This is a genomic window from Streptomyces sp. NPDC006463, assembly GCF_042870715.1.
In the GTDB taxonomy this organism is placed as follows: domain Bacteria; phylum Actinomycetota; class Actinomycetes; order Streptomycetales; family Streptomycetaceae; genus Streptomyces.
In genome coordinates, this window is record NZ_JBIAHP010000004.1 from 127,955 (window position 1) to 143,534 (window position 15,580).

General features: G+C 70.1%; 13 protein-coding genes and 1 pseudogene. 4 read left to right on the top strand and 10 right to left on the bottom strand.

Annotation, left to right across the window (positions count from 1 at the left end; all coding sequences use genetic code 11):
* Positions 1 to 19 precede the first annotated feature (19 nt).
* The 3 genes from ACFYOB_RS09755 to ACFYOB_RS09765 are packed head-to-tail and all read left to right on the top strand — an operon-like array spanning position 20 to position 2,537.
* Positions 20 to 622, top strand: a complete 603-nt coding sequence (locus ACFYOB_RS09755) for a DUF5998 family protein (protein WP_328928050.1) — start codon at positions 20 to 22, stop codon at positions 620 to 622.
* Positions 622 to 1,827: an alkaline phosphatase family protein gene (locus ACFYOB_RS09760; RefSeq protein WP_388557071.1), complete on the top strand. Its 1,206-nt coding sequence runs from the start codon at positions 622 to 624 to the stop codon at positions 1,825 to 1,827. The genes ACFYOB_RS09755 and ACFYOB_RS09760 overlap by 1 nt, the downstream gene beginning before the upstream one ends.
* A 59-nt stretch (positions 1,828 to 1,886) precedes the next feature.
* The gene (locus tag ACFYOB_RS09765; protein ID WP_388557074.1) at positions 1,887 to 2,537 is read left to right on the top strand and encodes a thymidine kinase; all 651 of its coding nucleotides are present in this window, start codon (positions 1,887 to 1,889) and stop codon (positions 2,535 to 2,537) included.
* Positions 2,538 to 2,753: 216 nt separating this feature from the next.
* On the opposite strand, the gene allB is transcribed toward ACFYOB_RS09765, so the two are convergent.
* From allB to ACFYOB_RS09790, 5 genes are all read right to left on the bottom strand, one after another.
* A complete protein-coding gene (gene allB / locus ACFYOB_RS09770; RefSeq protein WP_388557077.1) occupies positions 2,754 to 4,208 on the bottom strand; it encodes an allantoinase AllB in 1,455 nt (484 codons plus the stop codon).
* Positions 4,198 to 6,147, bottom strand: a complete 1,950-nt coding sequence (locus ACFYOB_RS09775; protein ID WP_388557080.1) for a B12-binding domain-containing radical SAM protein — start codon at positions 6,145 to 6,147, stop codon at positions 4,198 to 4,200. The genes allB and ACFYOB_RS09775 overlap by 11 nt, the downstream gene beginning before the upstream one ends.
* A 198-nt stretch (positions 6,148 to 6,345) precedes the next feature.
* Complete coding sequence (locus ACFYOB_RS09780) at positions 6,346 to 7,653, bottom strand: MFS transporter (RefSeq protein ID WP_388557083.1); 1,308 nt, start codon at positions 7,651 to 7,653, stop codon at positions 6,346 to 6,348.
* On the bottom strand, positions 7,650 to 8,411 hold the full coding sequence (locus ACFYOB_RS09785) for a TfuA-like protein (RefSeq protein WP_388557086.1): 762 nt from the start codon (positions 8,409 to 8,411) through the stop codon (positions 7,650 to 7,652). The genes ACFYOB_RS09780 and ACFYOB_RS09785 overlap by 4 nt, the downstream gene beginning before the upstream one ends.
* A 12-nt stretch (positions 8,412 to 8,423) precedes the next feature.
* Entirely contained in the window at positions 8,424 to 9,701 is a 1,278-nt protein-coding gene (locus ACFYOB_RS09790; RefSeq protein WP_388557089.1) for a YcaO-like family protein, read from the bottom strand.
* 1,076 nt (positions 9,702 to 10,777) lie between these two features.
* Here ACFYOB_RS09790 and ACFYOB_RS09795 point away from each other — a divergent pair.
* Positions 10,778 to 10,922 (top strand): annotated as a pseudogene (locus ACFYOB_RS09795) (thymidine kinase); the annotation flags it as partial.
* Positions 10,923 to 10,961: 39 nt separating this feature from the next.
* Here ACFYOB_RS09795 and ACFYOB_RS09800 read toward each other — a convergent pair.
* From ACFYOB_RS09800 to ACFYOB_RS09820, 5 genes are read right to left on the bottom strand one after another with little or no spacing between them, the layout of a single operon-like run.
* On the bottom strand, positions 10,962 to 12,218 hold the full coding sequence (locus ACFYOB_RS09800) for an NADase-type glycan-binding domain-containing protein (protein WP_388557092.1): 1,257 nt from the start codon (positions 12,216 to 12,218) through the stop codon (positions 10,962 to 10,964).
* A 41-nt stretch (positions 12,219 to 12,259) separates the two neighbouring features.
* Entirely contained in the window at positions 12,260 to 12,832 is a 573-nt protein-coding gene (locus ACFYOB_RS09805) for a phage tail protein (protein ID WP_388557095.1), read from the bottom strand.
* Entirely contained in the window at positions 12,829 to 14,805 is a 1,977-nt protein-coding gene (locus ACFYOB_RS09810; protein ID WP_388557098.1) for a putative baseplate assembly protein, read from the bottom strand. The genes ACFYOB_RS09805 and ACFYOB_RS09810 overlap by 4 nt, the downstream gene beginning before the upstream one ends.
* On the bottom strand, positions 14,805 to 15,227 hold the full coding sequence (locus tag ACFYOB_RS09815) for a GPW/gp25 family protein (protein ID WP_190184825.1): 423 nt from the start codon (positions 15,225 to 15,227) through the stop codon (positions 14,805 to 14,807). Before ACFYOB_RS09815 ends, ACFYOB_RS09810 begins: the two co-directional genes overlap by 1 nt.
* Complete coding sequence (locus ACFYOB_RS09820; RefSeq protein WP_388557102.1) at positions 15,227 to 15,544, bottom strand: PAAR domain-containing protein; 318 nt, start codon at positions 15,542 to 15,544, stop codon at positions 15,227 to 15,229. The genes ACFYOB_RS09815 and ACFYOB_RS09820 overlap by 1 nt, the downstream gene beginning before the upstream one ends.
* Positions 15,545 to 15,580: the final 36 nt, after the last annotated feature.

The window sequence follows — 15,580 nt, forward strand, 5'->3', positions numbered from 1 at the left end:
GGGCCTTAGGATGGACCTCATGGCGAAATCCGGTACGACGACCCAGGGGCTGCGCACGGCGATCGAGCGCAGCGGCTACTACCCGGCCCTCGTGGCCGAGGCCGTGGAGGCCGCGGTGGGCGGCGAGCCGATTTCGTCGTACCTGGTCCACCAGGAGACGACCTTCGACTCCAACGAGGTGCGCCGCCACGTCACCGTGCTGGTCCTGACCGGAAACCGCTTCATCGTCAGCCACACCGACGAGCAGGCCGCCGACGCCGGGTCCCCGTCCCCGTACGCGACCACCTCCACCGAGTCGGTCAAGCTCTCCAGCATCTCCTCCGTGGTCCTCAGCCGCGTCGTCGCGAACCCGGAGTCCTACACCCCCGGCACCCTGCCCCGCGAGGTCGTCCTGACCATCGGCTGGGGCGCGGTCTCCCGGATCGACCTGGAGCCGGCCGCCTGCGGCGACCCGAACTGCGACTCCGACCACGGCTACACCGGCAACTCCACCGCCGACGACCTCAGCCTGCGGGTCAGCGAGGCGGGCGACGGCCCGGAGGCGGTGCGCCAGACCCTGGTCTTCGCGCAGGCCCTCAGCGAGGCGACGGCGGCCACCTCCACGTCCACCTCCGCCCGCTGATGGCGTACCCCGCCGCGCAGAACTGGGCGGACGAGCCGGAGCTGCTGGATCTCGCGGCCGCGCCCGTCCCCGAGTACGGCGTCGGCTCGCTCGCCGACCTGCTGCCCACCCTCGTGGCCGGCCAGGGCGTCCCCGGCTTCACCGCCTCCATCGCGGAGCTGACCCCGGCCGACCGGAACTGCGTCTTCCTGGTCGACGGCATGGGCTGGGAGCAGATAAAGGCCCACCCGGACGAGGCTCCGTACCTCACCTCCCTGCTCGCGGGCTCGCGCGGCGGCACCGGCCGCCCGATCACCGCGGGCTTCCCGGCGACCACCGCCACCTCGCTGGCCTCGGTGGGCACCGGCCTGCCGCCCGCCCGTCACGGCCTGCCCGGCTACGCCGTGCGCAACCCGGCCACCGGCGAGCTGATGAACCAGCTCCGCTGGCAGCCGTGGACCGCGCCCAAGCCCTGGCAGCCGTACCCGACCGTCTTCCAGCTGGCCGACAAGGCCGGCGTGCACACCGCCCAGGTGTCCTCGCCCGCGTTCCAGACCACCCCGCTCACCAAGATCGCGCTGTCCGGCGGCACCTTCCACGGCCGGATGACCGGCGAGGACCGGATGGACCTCGCGGCGATCCAGCTCGCGGCCGGCGACCGCTCGCTCGTGTACACGTACTTCAGCGAGCTCGACGGGGCCGGCCACCGCCACGGCGTGGACTCCGACGCATGGCGCGGCCAGCTGATGCTGGTCGACCGGCTCGTCCAGCGCCTCGCCGAGCAACTGCCGCCGCGCACCGCCCTGTACGTGACAGCGGACCACGGCATGGTCGACGTCCCCTTCGACGAGGACTCCCGGATCGACTTCGACGAGGACTGGGAGCTGGGCGCGGGCGTGGCCCTGCTCGGCGGCGAGGGCCGGGCCCGGCACGTGTACGCCGTGCCGGGGGCCGAGGCCGACGTGCTGACCGTGTGGCGCGAGGTGCTCGGCGACCGGTTCTGGGTCGCGAGCCGCGAAGAGGCCCTGGAGCTGGGCTGGTTCGGGCCGCCGGGGGAGTGCGACGAGCGCGTGCTCGGCCGGATCGGCGACGTCGTGGCCGCCGCCCAGGCGGATGTCGCGATCACCGCCTCGCGCAACGAGCCCAACGAGTCCGCGCTCGTCGGAATGCACGGTTCCATGACCGCGGCCGAGCAGCTCGTCCCGCTGCTCGAAATCCGCACCTGACCGACCCTCCTCCCTGTCTTCCCCCTCCTGCCCACGACCGGAAAGGTCCCGTACTTCCCATGCCCGAGCTGGTGTTCTTCTCCGGAACGATGGACTGCGGAAAGAGCACTCTGGCGCTCCAGATCGCCCACAACCGTGACGCGCGGGGGCTCCAGGGCGTGATCTTCACCCGTGACGACCGGGCGGGCGAGGGCAAGCTGTCGTCCCGCCTCGGCCTGGTGACGGAGGCGGTCGAGGCGCCGGAGGGCATGGACCTGTACGCGTACCTGGTCGCCCAGCTCTCCAAGGGCGGCAAGGCGGACTACGTGATCGTGGACGAGGCGCAGTTCCTGACGCCCGCCCAGATCGACCAGCTGGCCCGGATCGTCGACGACCTCGGGCTGGACGTCTTCGCCTTCGGCATCACCACGGACTTCCGCACCAAGCTCTTCCCCGGTTCGCAGCGGCTGATCGAGCTGGCGGACCGCCTCGAACAGCTCCAGGTCGAAGCCCTGTGCTGGTGTGGTGCCCGCGCCACGCACAACGCCCGTACGGTGGGCGGGGAGATGGTCGTCGAGGGCGCCCAGGTCGTGGTCGGCGACGTGAACCGCCCGGCCGAGGAGATCGGCTACGAGGTCCTGTGCCGCCGCCACCACCGCCGCCGCATGACCTCGGCCGCGGCCCAGGCGGGCGCCCTCTCCCCGGACGTCCTCCCGGTCACTCCGGCTTGACGCCGCCTGGCGCGGGCGTCGGCCCTGGGCGTGGAGAAGTGGGCCAGGGGCCCGCGACACCCACAACGCCCGCACGGTGGGCGGCCGGAGCCGTGGAACCCGGCGCCCACCCGGCGCGACAGCCGGGCCGCCGGCCGACCCGCGACCGGTCCACAACGTCGAAACGGCTCGCCGGACAAACCGGCGGTCCGTCACGAAGGACCGGGGCCGGACTGGTCAGTGGCACGGGGGAGCCGGAGACCACTGGGAGATCTCCATCCCCCATCCGCAGGTCAAGTATTTGGTGGCGGATCGAGGGGGCGTGGGGTTCCTCCCGCGGTCCGTGGTCGAGGAGGGCGCTGCTTTCAGCAGCCGACCCTTGGGGGCGCCGTCCACATCGACCTTTTCGCCGCGCAGCCAGGTGGCCTGTACTACGCCGGTCAGGGTGCGGCCCGAGTAGGGGGTGACGGGGTTCTTGTGGAGGAGGCGCCCGGCCTCGATGTGCTGGGTGGCCTCCGGGGCGAACGCTACGAGGTCGGCGTCCTTTCCGACGGCGATGGCGCCCTTGCGGTCAAGACCGGCGAAGGCCGCGGTGCCCGTGGACATCCAGCGGACCACGTCGGACAGCGAGTGCCCGCGCCGTGCGGCCTCGGTCCAGATCGCGGACAGGCCCAGCTGCAGGGAGGCGATCCCGCCCCAGGCGGAGGCGAAGTCACCGGTGTCGAGCAGCTTGAGGCCGAGGGTGCTGGGGGAGTGGTCGGTGACGATGCCGACGAACTCGCCGTTCGCGAGTGCTTCCCACAAGCGGTCCCGGTTGGACTCCTCGCGGATCGGCGGGCAGCACTTGAAGGCAGTGTTCCCGGCCGGGATCTCCTCGGCCGCCAGCGTCAGGTAATGCGGGCAGGTCTCGGCAGTGACGTCGACGCCCTCCGCCTTGGCCTTGGCGATCACCGGCATGACGTCGGCGCAGGAGACGTGCAGGACGTGCACCTTGGCGCCGGTCTCCTTGGCCATTTCAAGCAGTTGCTCGACCGCGGCGACCTCGGACGCGCCCGGGCGGGATGCGAGGTAGTCGTCGTAGTCGCGGCCCGGGACGCTCGGGGCGGCGTCCAGGATCTGCGGGTCCTCCGCGTGGATGATCGCGCGGGCCCCGATGCGGGCCTGCTCGGCCAGGGCCTCGCGCAGCTGCTCGCGGGTTCCCAGGTGCGGGAACTCGTCCACGCCGGAGGGGGACAGGTAGGACTTGAAGCCGAAGACGCCCGCGTTGTGCAGGGGCTCCAGGTCGCCGGTGTTGCCGGGAATCGCACCGCCCCAGAAGCCGACGTCCACGAAGACGCTGCCCAGGGCGGCCTGCCGCTTGACCTCCAGGTGCTCGACCGTGGTGGTGGGCGGGATGGAGTTCAGCGGCATGTCGATCAGTGTGGTGACCCCGCCGGCGGCCGCGGCGCGGGTGGCGGTGTGGAAGCCCTCCCACTCGGTGCGGCCGGGCTCGTTGATGTGCACGTGGGTGTCGACCGCGCCGGGTAGCAGGGCCAGGTCGCCCAGGTCCTCGACGGGATGACCGGTGATGCTCGCGTACTCGGCGACCTCGGTGATGCGGCCGTCGACGACGACCACGTCCGCCGGGCGCTCGCCCTCGGGGAGAACGGCGCGCCGGGAGCGGAAGACCCTCGCCCCGATTTCAGTTGCCATGGGGCGCACCCTTCGCGGACACCAGCATGTGGGCCTTCAAGAGGTTCCGGACAAGAGCCGTCGCCCCTCTCTCGCCCACCTTGCTCTGCAGATCCGTCATGGTGAACGACTCTCCGGTGAGGTAAGGCTCGAGGAACTCGGCAGCCTTCGCCGGGATCCTGACGCGCTCCCGGTTCCCGATGTGGGTGCCCACCACGTGCCCTTCCCTGTCGAGGAAGTCGATGTCTTCGACGGGTATGCGAAGAGACCCCGCCACATCGGGACCGCTGACGTCGATGATCTGCCGACGGGACACTTCGTCGGCGAACGCCCTGTACAACCGGACGGCTTCGGCAAGTTCCTCCGGAGTCATCGCCGGATCGACGCTGTGGAAGTGGTTCAGGGCGTACTGCGCCTGGGCGCTCACCTCGGTGGGGGCCGTGCTCACCAGACCGAAACGTTCGGGGTTGCGCCCCACATTCGAGGAGCGGGTGGCCTCGAAGGGGAAGACGGTAAGGGTCTCGATGCAGTCCACCAGGCCCTTGATGTCATCAAGGGTGTCGATGGCTTCTTGGAAGGTCGTCGACGGAAGGTTCGGTATGAGGTTGATCCTCAGCTTCATGCCGACGTCACGGGCGTCCTGCAAGAAGCGCAGGTTTTCCTCCCTGTCGGCCGACTTGTTGACCAGTTTGAGCACTCGTGTGCTCGTGGTCTCCATGCCAATGATCAGGAAATCGCACCCGGACTCCACCATCAGCCCGAGAACTTCCTTGTCGAAACGCCGATCGACCATTGCGAAGGAGTTCCATCTGATGTTCAAGCCGCGGTCGATGATCGCCTGGCTCATCCGCCGGGCGAAGGCCGGCGGGATGGATTCCGTGATGAACTTGAACCGCTTTACGCCAAACTTCTCCACCAATTCCTGGATCTCGTCCACGAAATTGTTCGGCTGCCGTCCGCGGAACGGGGGGCTGCCGTCATACAGCTCGATGAAGTCGCAGTAGTCGCACTTCCCCCAGTAGCAGCCACGGGCTTGGGTGATGGCCAGAGCCGGATCCGCCAGCCGGTCGAGCGCATCCGTGGGATACGCGGGAACAGGCAGCTTGTTGATGTTCGGTCCCGGCGCCGGAGCCGCGTGGACTACTTCGTCTCCTTCCTTGTACGAGACGCCGGGAATCCCGGCGGGCGAGAAACTGCCGCCAACAGCGCGCTGGGCGAGGGTCAGCAGTGGGTGCTCACCGTCGAAACGCACCACACAGTCGATCGCGGGATGGTGCCGGAGCAGCATCGACAGGTCATCCGGTTCCATCAAGCTGAACGTCGGACCGCCCAGCACGATCGGGGTTTCGGGATGGCTCTTCTTCAACAGGGCAGCCAGCATGAGGGAAGGCTCCAGCTGCGGCCCCATGGGCACGGATATGCCGATCAGCGAGGTTCCCGCAGAAATCCGCTCGGTGATCCTCGAGTCCGCGTAGAACTTCTCGAAAGCATCCCGTGGATGCCCGCCCGTCCTCACGGCACGCAGCACTTCCGGACCCGGATCCAGGCTGAACGGGCGAGCGATCAGCTCCATCGCATAGGCGGACTTGCTGTCGGCGCCGTAGCGATCCGTACCGAAGCAGTGGCGCCCTTGCGCATCGATCAGGCGATCGCGGTTCTTCGCGGCCCACCGCGCGGCAGCGGCGACGAGGGAGTCCTCCGGGACCCCGTCCACCTGTCCCCTGCCGAGCCGGTCCAGAAGTTCGTCCTGCAGCAGGAAGAGGGCGAACTCCTCATTGAGGTCCTCCTGGGAGCAGCCGATGCCGTTCTCCCCGAGGAAGGCGGCAAGCACCGCTGTGGACGGGAAGAAGCTACCGAAATTGGATTCGATGAGCGGAGGGAATATGAGCGTCACCGGACGGCTCTCCCCGTCTTTGGCGCCGATGTCAACCGCGATCTCTGAATCAGACACGAGCGTCATCTCCTAGGTCCTTGTGTTGAAAAAAGCAGTAAGACGGCCATGTAAGTGGCCGGTCTTGTTGCCATGGAGCAATCCTGAAACCGTGGAGCTGTCTCGTTGGGCCGCCGAGGGCGCCCCCTGGTGTCGTTGATCTTCAGATCCCGGGCCACCTCGGCCGCGGACTTGCCGCTCTCCCCACGGAAATCGGATCTCCTCAGGTCACGACTCCACCAAAGGCGAGTTTTCTTCGGCGTCGGCCGTGCTGTCGTCCGCACGACGCAAAGTCCAGATGAACAGTCCCGCGGCGAACACCAGGCACACGGTTCCGGCGACGATGGGTGTGCGGTTGCCGGACCAGTGGGCGAGGAGGCCGGCGAGGACGGTTCCCAATGGCACCGCGCTCACGGCCAAGGTGTTGTAGGCGGACATGACGCGACCCCGGATTTCTGCCGGGGCATGCTCCATCAGGAGTGTCATCCCGGGGACGTTCCACAGTCCGGCAGTGAACCCGTCCAGAACCACCCAGGGGAGAGCCGCCTCGTAGGAAGGGGCCGTGGCCAAGCCGACGAAGCCGACGATCTGGATGAGGACCGCCCAGCGGCAGATTACGGCCGGACGGACGGCTGATATCAGCTTTCCCGCGGCGAAGTTGCCGCCGAGCATTGCGGCAGCCGTCAGACCGGACAGCAGACCGTAGGTGGCGGCCGGCATGTGCAGGGTGTGCAGGGCGTACAAGGGCAGGATGCCCAGGTAGAGCCCGGCCGCGAGGTTCATCATGCCCACGGTGGAAGCCAGGGCGCGAATGAGCGGAGTCGATGCGATCCAGTGCAGACCCGTCTTGAGGTCGCCCAGCAGAGAGGATGCCTTCGGTGACTGTCCCTCCGGAGCAGGCTCGCAGACCGTCTCGGCCTCGCTGGGCGGAAGGGTCTTGGGCAGTCCACGGACCGCAGCGGCAGCGGTCAGGAAGCACAGTACGTTTCCCAGGAACGGCACGTACGGATGCCACGTGTACAGTGCGCTCCCCGCAGGCGCCCCCGCGAATTGCCCAAGCCCGGACTGTGCCATGTTCAGCCTGGCGTTGGCCTGTCCCAGCGACTCCTTGCTCACCACGGCCGGCAGCAGGCTGTGGAAGCAGCTGTCGGAGACGGTCTGCAAGGTAGTCAGCGCGAACGCGCACACCAGCACCGCCACGACGGTGATGTGCCCCGTGAGCACGGCGACGGTGAGTCCGATGGCGATCAGGCAACGAGTGAAGTCGGCGGCGAAGAAGGCGCGGCGCTTGTCGTAACGGTCCACGAGCACCCCGACAGGCAGCCCGAAGAGGAGCCACGGCAGGAAGGCGGCCGCCGTCACGGCAGATATGACCCGAGGGTCGGTGGACAAGGAAGCCGCCAGCAGCGCGAACGCCGTGGTCCTGCTCGCGTCCGCGAAACGCGTCGACACCGCTGCCGTGAGCAGGCGGTGGAAGGAGGCGCCGAGCCCGGGAGACGCCAAGGAGGCAGGAGCAGTGGAAGCGGCGGCCTTCATGCGGCATCCCCCACCGTTGCGCCGCCCGCTTCTTCGGCAGGCGCCAGGAGCGCCGCGTACTCGGAAGGCGTCGGCACCATGTCCGTACGGGGCTGGGGGACCTTTCCCGACAGCACCATGGAGAGCGCGGCTTCGGCATCCGCGAGCTTCGCATCCCACAGTCTTCGCGCGGGGGCTTGTAGCAAGCGGTGCGCCGCTTCCGCGGAGGCCCGAGGCAACACGGTTTCCGCGATCCGCTTCAGCAGGGAGAAGGAACGCTCCCTGAAATGGACCGCGCGTGCTTCCGCCAGGAACCGGGAGCACGCCTCGGGGGAAGCACCGAAGCCGGCCAACAGCTCCGTGAGCCGCCGGACGCTGACCAACGGCACGGTGAACGGCGCGTAGGTTTCGGCGTCATAGGTGAGAGCGACCTCGTCGTCGGCCACCAGGCGCCCTGCGGCATAGTCGGCCCAGATCCGGCCGATCCCGACCATCCCCACGGGAGCGCACTCCACGGCGCGCAGGGCCCCCATGCTGGACGAGCCGTAGATCCGGAAACCAGCCTCGGCGACTTCACGGATCTCGGTCAGGGTGACGGCCTGCGACTGGCCGAACTCCCCGTCGATGATGAGCAGCTCGGCCCCGGGTTCGAGCTCTTGTGCCACGACGGGGAGGTCTCCCGCGCGCAGGGGAGGGCGCAACACCCCGGCGATGAGCTCCAGAAAGGGCGAGCCGACCAGACTGGGGCCGGCGAAGACAGCAATCTTGTATGGATCCATGGGAGAGAAGCTTTAGTTCCTTGTTGTGGCTTGCCCGGCATGCGTGCGCTTCTTCATCGCGGCATGGAGTCGGGGACCGAGCCGTCCGGGTTCCTGGTGGAAGAACTCCAGACCCGGGACGACGACCCGTACCACCGAGAACGGAATGCCAGGGAGGGTCAGGTCGGTGACGTAGATCCTGTCCAGCCCCGCGCGGGACAGGTGCGTGCGGAGCACGTTCAGATCCTCGGCGAGGCTGCCGGTACTGAGGTCCGAGTGGTCGGCGAAGGACCGGACGGGCCAGCCGCGCGCCCATTCGTCCGCTCGTTCCCGCGCCAATTCGTAGCCCTCTTCGCGGCGGGCCACATGCCGGGCGATGTCCTCGCGTCCCCCGGAGATGATGCTCAGCCGCGACTGGGCGGCCTCCGTGAGCGCCCGGTACAACGCCACGTCCGGTGACAGATGACAACCGGCCCCGCCGTTGAAGAGCAGGGGATCATCCGCCTGCCGGTCGTCGATCGTCACGTAGAAGACCGGGATGCCGATGTCGTTGGAGAAGGAGAACACCCGCACGGCGATTCCGTTGCCGTGGAACCGCTCCACCAGTTCGCTGTGCGCCGGAGGAAGGCTGTCGAGGGGTACTCGATGCCCCATCTTGAGCACTTCACCGAAGGCTGTGCAATCCCGCTCGACCAGCTCGTACAGGGCGTGCAGCGTTGCCTCGGCGAGGCTGTTCCCCGCGGCCAGGCCGTCGGATATGGAGGCGGTAAGGCGGGGGTGGGGTGACGCGTACGGCGTGAAGGCGGTCGCCGCCGGGAGCATGACCATCTCGTCGGTGGCGAAGTTGCGGTACGGCCACCACTCGATGGGCATCTCCTCGGTCCACGAGGTTTCCCTGTCCAGGAGGAGCGCGCGAGGATGCAGCACTTTCCCGGTCAGTGACAACTCATGGAGGGAACGGACGGGGCCGCTGCGACCGTGCTGCTCGCCACAGTGGCTTTCGACGGCTTCCATGAGGGCTGACGCAAGAGCAGCCGGCCGGGTTATCCCCTTGCCGCAGGTCACTGTGAGGTTTCCGCCAGCGGCCCGCGGGCGCAGCGTGTTGAACACCGGAATGCCCAGAGTGTCCAGGCCGGTGACGTCCGCGACGCGGGAGACGCCAACGAGCGCACGTGCTTCCCAAGCCAGCTCCACCGTCTCGGAGAGCGTTCGCACGCGATGCGTTCCCGCATAGATGACTTTGTCGGTTTCCGCACCGTTCAGAATCTCGCTGATACGGGGTGGGTGGTCTGTGGTCAGAAGCATCGTCATCACGCCAAATAGGAGGACGGATCAGGGTGCTCGTATGCCTCGGGGATCGATCTGCGAATGCCGAGAATCCCGATCCGCGATGTACGAGACCGGCACACCGGCGGTAGTGTGCCGCTATGGGTTGTCACCTGTTGCTGCCGGCCTGTGCAGGCCGGCAGCAACAGGTGCACTCTGGGCATGGAACGCAACTCCGTGCCCGGGGCTGGATCGCCCCTTTTCGAGTGGAGTCATGCAACTCGCTGGAAGAATGGCCCGCACACCTCGACGACCATGGGTCGCGACATCGTGGCGCCCCGCCGAACGGGCCGTGAACGATTGAGGTGGGCGGCCACTGCTTCTTCCCGAGGCCCACCCGGGGCCGGGTCAATCCTGGTCCGGGGTGGGCCTTGAACGGAATGTCAGCGGCTGTTACAGATGACGACCGCGCTGTCCGAGGCTTCGGTCCAGTCGCGCTCGAGCTCGTCCCAGTTGACGGCGGTGATTTCCGTGCCCTCGATGTTCTCGGCCATGACGCTCTCCTTTATTCGATATTCCAGGAAACCGCTCAGATTGAACCAGCGGTATCGGTGATTGTGATCCCGGCAGTTCCAGAGCGGCTATGAGCTAGCTCGTGAACGATCTTGCCTTGGCGGCGGGCTTTCTTATATTGCTTTTGCATACAAAGGGCTGGCGGTGGAGCCGCATATTCCTCGTGCGATCCTCTGAATGCTGCGGGGTCACGGGGTGGGCGCGGCGCCCCAATCCGCCTGGTCGGCTGTTCGTCTGGCTCTTCGGTCGCGGCCGCGCCGACGCCATGTGCGCCCGGGTGAGTGGAATGCGTCCTTGCAGTTGTGAATCAACTGTGATGGAGGCCTCGGGGGCACTGATGGACGGGGCGCAGACTGGACCAGCGGAATGCGGTCGCCATGCAAAAGCGGAGGTGCGTGGAGTGGGGCAGCGACTCCGTGGCGATGGCACCTACAAGGCGGAACGGCGGCCCCGATGAGCTCCTGCTGTGGTTCCCGAAATCGGTTAGCGGAATCGATGGGCTAAAAGCCCCGGGGTCCCGAGTGGGAGCCGCATTCGGCCCTCGCGGCGGCGGCAAGGCGTACTACGTGATCGTGGACGAGGCGCAGTTCCTGACGCCCGCCCAGATCGATCGAGCGGGCGGACCGCCTCGAACAGCTCCAGGTCGAAGCCCTGTGCTGGTGTGGCGTCCGCGCCACGCACAACGCCCGTACGGCCACGCCCGGCCCTCTTCGCGCGTGCCCCGCCGGGCGGTCAGCTCCGCTGGAAGAACTCCACCTCCGCCAGGGCGAGATGGCGGTCCGGGGCCGAACCGGCGGGTGCGTCGAGGGTCAGGCGGATCGCCGTGGCGTCGCTGATGCCGGTGGGGAACGTCTGTGGACCGGGTTTGTCGCTCAGGGTGAGCTGCTTGCGGACCTTGCGGCCGTCCCGTGCCGTCACTTCCATGTCGATCTGGAGTGCCCGACCCTGGTTCGCGTACTCCTCGGGTGATGACGAGGCGCCGTTGGTGATGATCACGTCGACCAGGCGGAACGGCTTGGCGAAGGTGTACGTCGCCGAGGCGCCGGGGCCGGGCACGCCCCAGTAGCGGTTGGTGAGCCCGTCCGTGCTGTGGCTCACCGGGTGCCCGGGCAGCTCGGCGCTCGCCTCGACGCGGGCCGGGGTCACCGCCTTGGCCTTGCCGAGCTTGTCCCGGGTGTCCTCGATCAGGTGGCGTCCGGCAGGCAGCATCAGGAAGCCGGCCGCGCACAGGGCCAGCACCACGGCCAGGATCACCAGGAAGCGCACCATCCGGCCCGAGCCCGCCCGCGTGCGGCGGCGAAGCGGCCAGATCGTCCGCCACCACGGCAGGGGAGCCGGTGCGGCGGAGGGCGTCAGCGGCGCCGCGCAGCGGCGGCAGAAGCGGCGGTCCGACGGGTTGGGCGTGCCGCAGGCGGGACACGGCACCCCCGCCACGTCGTCGCCCACCACGGGGGGACGCACGACCGGGCGCGGCGTGACGGCCTTCGCGGGCCGCACGGGCTGCGGGGACGCCGATGCCTGCGGCGCGACGGCCTCGGGGGCGGCGGGTGGCCGGACGGCGGGCGCCGTTCCGGGGCCTGAAGCGGAAGCGGGGGCGGAAGTGGAGGCGGACGAGGGCGCGGGCGGCGTTTGCGGCCCGCTCTCGGGGCCGCGCGCCCTGCGGGCGGTCCGGTCCTCCCCGCCTTCCGCAGGAGCTGCCCCCGAGGGCGCGGAAGGGGCGGAAGGGGCGGACTGCGCGCCGACGGGCGCGGACGGGGCCGGCTCCGCCGCCGAGGGGGCGGGCGGGCCGGGCTCCGCGGCGGCGGGCGGCCGGGAGTCCACCCGTTCGGGAACCGCATGCTCCGGGGCACCGGCACCGGCGCCGACGCCGTCCCCCGGACTCGCAGGGCGGGCCGGGGCGTCCGGCGTCGTCCCCGCCGCACCCCGCGTGGGGGTGGAGTCCGACCAGCCCAGGTAGGCACCGCAGTTGCCGCAGAAATCGTCCGTCACGCCGTTGGACGCACCACACACGGGACACGCACGCAATGCCGTCAACTCCCTTCACCCGCGGGCGGCCCGGACAGGACCTCCACCCGGCAGACCGTATGAACCGGGCACAGGGTGCGGACGAGCGAGCGGACCCGGTCCGCGTCCACCTCGTACGCCTCTCCCGTGCCGCGCGGCCACACCCGTACGAGAACTTCGCCCGCCGGGGGAGGGGGCAGCTCGGCACCGGCCGTACGGGACCAGGTGGCTCCGCCGTCCCCGCTGACCTCGGCGGACACGCCCAGCACCAGGCGCAGGGCCTCGATCAGGCCGCGCCTGGTGCCGCGCCATCGGTGCAGTTCAACCGCGCGTGCCACCGCCTCGCGCCGCAGCTCGACCGGCCACCGCGGGTCGTCGATACCGCCCACCCAGGAGGCCAGCCAGGACACGAAGTCGGCCGGAGCCAGCCGGGGGTCGAGGTAGGAGGGCAGGTTGTCGAGGGTCGCGAACACCGGAGCCAGGACCGTGTCCAGCCCCGCCGTGAACCGCTGGGCGAAGTCGTCGTCGGCGTACAGCGCGGGCAGCTGCTCGCCGATCGGGTGCCTGCTGGGCAGGCCGGGGACGGCAGCCCGGCTCATCCGCGCACCTGCGGCTCCGGCGTCGTCACGACCACCTGGTGCTGGTAGGAGAAGACCAGCGTGCCCGCGCCGATGTCGATGCGGTCGACCGGGGCACCGCGCCGCCCCGTGATCGGGTCGGCGGCGAACATCCGGATCTCCTCCACCAGGACGTCCCCGATGGCGCGTTGCAGTACACCGAACACCTCGCCGTACTGCACGGGCCGCCCGAACGGCCAGCCGGTGCCGTCGGGGCCGCCGTGCAGCGGATTGAGGTGGCGGAACAGCGCGGCGAGCGCCGCCTCGCGCACCCGGTCGGCGTCCCCGGCGGGTGCCGACAGCCGGGCGACCACGGTGACGCCCTGGTAGACGGGCGGCTCCACAACGAGGCGCGTGCCGATCAGGCGCCGTTCGTCTAGGGTCGTCGTGATCGCGGTGAGTACCTGGTCGGAGGGGATCAGCTGCTCGAAGCGGAGCCGGTCGCCCTCGTCGGCGACGGCGTCCGGCACCACCAGGACCCGCACCGCGCCCGCGCCACCCTCGCCGCCCGCGCCGTCCGTGGCCGGCAGGCAGCGGACCCGGCGCACCGAGGGCGCCGCCTGGCGGGCGATGATCTCGTAGTCCTCGGCGGTCACCGCGCGCTCCTGCATGCGCAGCGCCTCCGGGGCCCGCAGCTTGGCGTTGTCGATCGTCTCCCCGGCGACACCGCCGCGCGCCGCCTCCCGGTTGGTGACCCGGGCGACGTACGGGACGGAGCTTCGCAGTACGGAGATCGCGCCGCGCGAGACGTTGCCCGCCGGGCCGCCCCCGGTGCGGTAGCGGGCCACGCGGACCTGGGAGCCCTTGGCCGGTACGGCGCCGCAGGGGCGCAGGGAGCCGTCGGCCTCGCGCAGCACCGGCGGGAAGGAGAACTCGCCGGTGGTGGCGTCGACGCGTACGTGCCGGTCGTCGGGCCCCGAGCGGCCGAAGTGCCCCACCACGTCCCAGCGCTGCCAGCCCTCGGGGGAGGACACCTCCACCACCGGGGGCTCCCCGTCGAGCAGCACGGGCGGACGGCCGAGCCGGAAGGTCTGCCCCGCCACGCCGTCCGACGTGCCGAGCGGTACGTCGGCCACCCGCTCGGCGTGCTCCACGGTCATGGTGCCGCCGACGGTGAAGACGGCGGCCTCGCGCACGGTCGGGGACTCCGAGTAGAACGGCTGGCCGGGCTCGGGCTCGGTGACCCGGCAGCGCAGCCAGCCCGCGCGGGTCCCGCTGATCACCGACGCGGTGTGCCCGGCCGGTACGTACACGATGATCTCGCCGGGCCGGTTCAGGCCGCCGGTGCTGTCGGAGTCGGTCGCGCAGCGCTGCCACCGGCCGCCGTCCCATGCCTCCCACACCAGCGGGGGCTGGCGCGGGTCGACACCGACGCCCTCGACGCGGCTGTCCAGGCGCACCGCGACCACGCAGCGCGGCACCGCCGTGGGCAGGCCGAAGAGCAGGGCGTCGCCGGGTTCGGGCGTCGCCTGGAAGCACGGTATGTCGCGGCCCTCGGCGAGTGCACCGGTCCGGTCGGCCGGCTCACCGGTGCGGGGCGCGGCGACCAGCCGCGTCAACTCGCTGGGCACGATCCGCAGATCGCCGGTCGTGGCGAAGACCACGGCCTCCTCGGTCTCGCCGGCCGCGGTCGTCACCTCGGTGCCCGCGGGCAGCGTCACCGTGTCGGGCTGCGGGGCGGACAGCCAGAAGTCGACGTCGGCGGTGGCGGCCGAGGGCGGGTACAGCTGGATGCCCAACAGGTCCAGGAACGCCAGGTAGTTCTTGTCCGGGACCCGGTTCAGCCGGTACAGCAGCTGGTCCACGAGGTAGGCGAACGTCTCGATGAGGGTGACGCCCGGGTCGGAGACGTTGTGGTCGGTCCACTCCGGGGCGCGCTGCTGCACGTACCGCTTCGCCTCGTCGACGAGTTGCTGGAACCGTCGGTCGTCCAGGTTGGGGGAGGGCAGGGCCATCAGTCCGCGACCATTTCCTCGGCCCCCTCCTCGGAGGGGATCGTGTAGAAGGGGAAGACCAGGTTGCGCCGGTCGTTGGTGGTGCGCACCGTGTAGTGCACATCGATGTAGAGGGTGCCCGCCTCGACGGCGTCGAAGGCCACGACGACCTCGTCGACCGCGATCCTGGGCTCCCACCGTTCCAGTGCCTCGCGCACCTGCTGGGCGACCCGGCCGGCGGTGTCGCCGTCGCCGGGGGCGAAGACGTACTCGTGGATGCCGCAGCCGAACTCGGGCCGCATCGGCCGTTCGCCGGGCGCGGTGCCCAGCACCAGGCGGATGGCCTCCTCCAGCTCGCGCTCCCGTTCGACCATGGCGATCCCGCCGGTCGGTCCGACCCGCAGGGGGAAGGCCCAGCCGCGCCCGATGAACCGTTCGCTCATCACACGCCCCCGATCAGGACGTTCGGGGCGCCGGTCAGGACCATCGCGCCGCACGCGGTCTGGTCGCGCGCCCGCGCGGCGGGCAGCCCGCCGATGAGCACCGCGCCCGCGGTGAGGGCGGCCGGGTTGGGCATGATCACGTTGGCCGGTCCCATGGCCGCGTGCGGCGGGACCACGCAGACGTGCAGGCTGCCCACGACGGCGGCGGGCTGCCCGCCGATCAGCACCGTCGCGACCGCCGCGGCGGCCCCGGGCGGCGGCGTGGCGAGCCGGCCACCGTGGTTGGTGGGGTCGCCGGTACGGGCTGCGGCTGGCATCGGGGGCTCCTCGGGGAAGGCGGTCGTGGTGCAAGG

Bases quoted from the DNA above. Each gene is read 5' to 3' on its own strand.
- ACFYOB_RS09805 (WP_388557095.1), bottom strand. From the start codon at position 12,832: ATGAGCCGGGCTGCCGTCCCCGGCCTGCCCAGCAGGCACCCGATCGGC.
- ACFYOB_RS09780 (WP_388557083.1), bottom strand. From the start codon at position 7,653: ATGAAGGCCGCCGCTTCCACTGCTCCTGCCTCCTTGGCGTCTCCCGGG.
- ACFYOB_RS09775 (WP_388557080.1), bottom strand. From the start codon at position 6,147: ATGACGCTCGTGTCTGATTCAGAGATCGCGGTTGACATCGGCGCCAAA.
- ACFYOB_RS09765 (WP_388557074.1), top strand. From the start codon at position 1,887: ATGCCCGAGCTGGTGTTCTTCTCCGGAACGATGGACTGCGGAAAGAGC.
- allB (WP_388557077.1), bottom strand. From the start codon at position 4,208: ATGGCAACTGAAATCGGGGCGAGGGTCTTCCGCTCCCGGCGCGCCGTT.
- ACFYOB_RS09785 (WP_388557086.1), bottom strand. From the start codon at position 8,411: ATGGATCCATACAAGATTGCTGTCTTCGCCGGCCCCAGTCTGGTCGGC.
- ACFYOB_RS09810 (WP_388557098.1), bottom strand. From the start codon at position 14,805: ATGGCCCTGCCCTCCCCCAACCTGGACGACCGACGGTTCCAGCAACTC.
- ACFYOB_RS09820 (WP_388557102.1), bottom strand. From the start codon at position 15,544: ATGCCAGCCGCAGCCCGTACCGGCGACCCCACCAACCACGGTGGCCGG.
- ACFYOB_RS09790 (WP_388557089.1), bottom strand. From the start codon at position 9,701: ATGACGATGCTTCTGACCACAGACCACCCACCCCGTATCAGCGAGATT.
- ACFYOB_RS09815 (WP_190184825.1), bottom strand. From the start codon at position 15,227: ATGAGCGAACGGTTCATCGGGCGCGGCTGGGCCTTCCCCCTGCGGGTC.
- ACFYOB_RS09755 (WP_328928050.1), top strand. From the start codon at position 20: ATGGCGAAATCCGGTACGACGACCCAGGGGCTGCGCACGGCGATCGAG.
- ACFYOB_RS09760 (WP_388557071.1), top strand. From the start codon at position 622: ATGGCGTACCCCGCCGCGCAGAACTGGGCGGACGAGCCGGAGCTGCTG.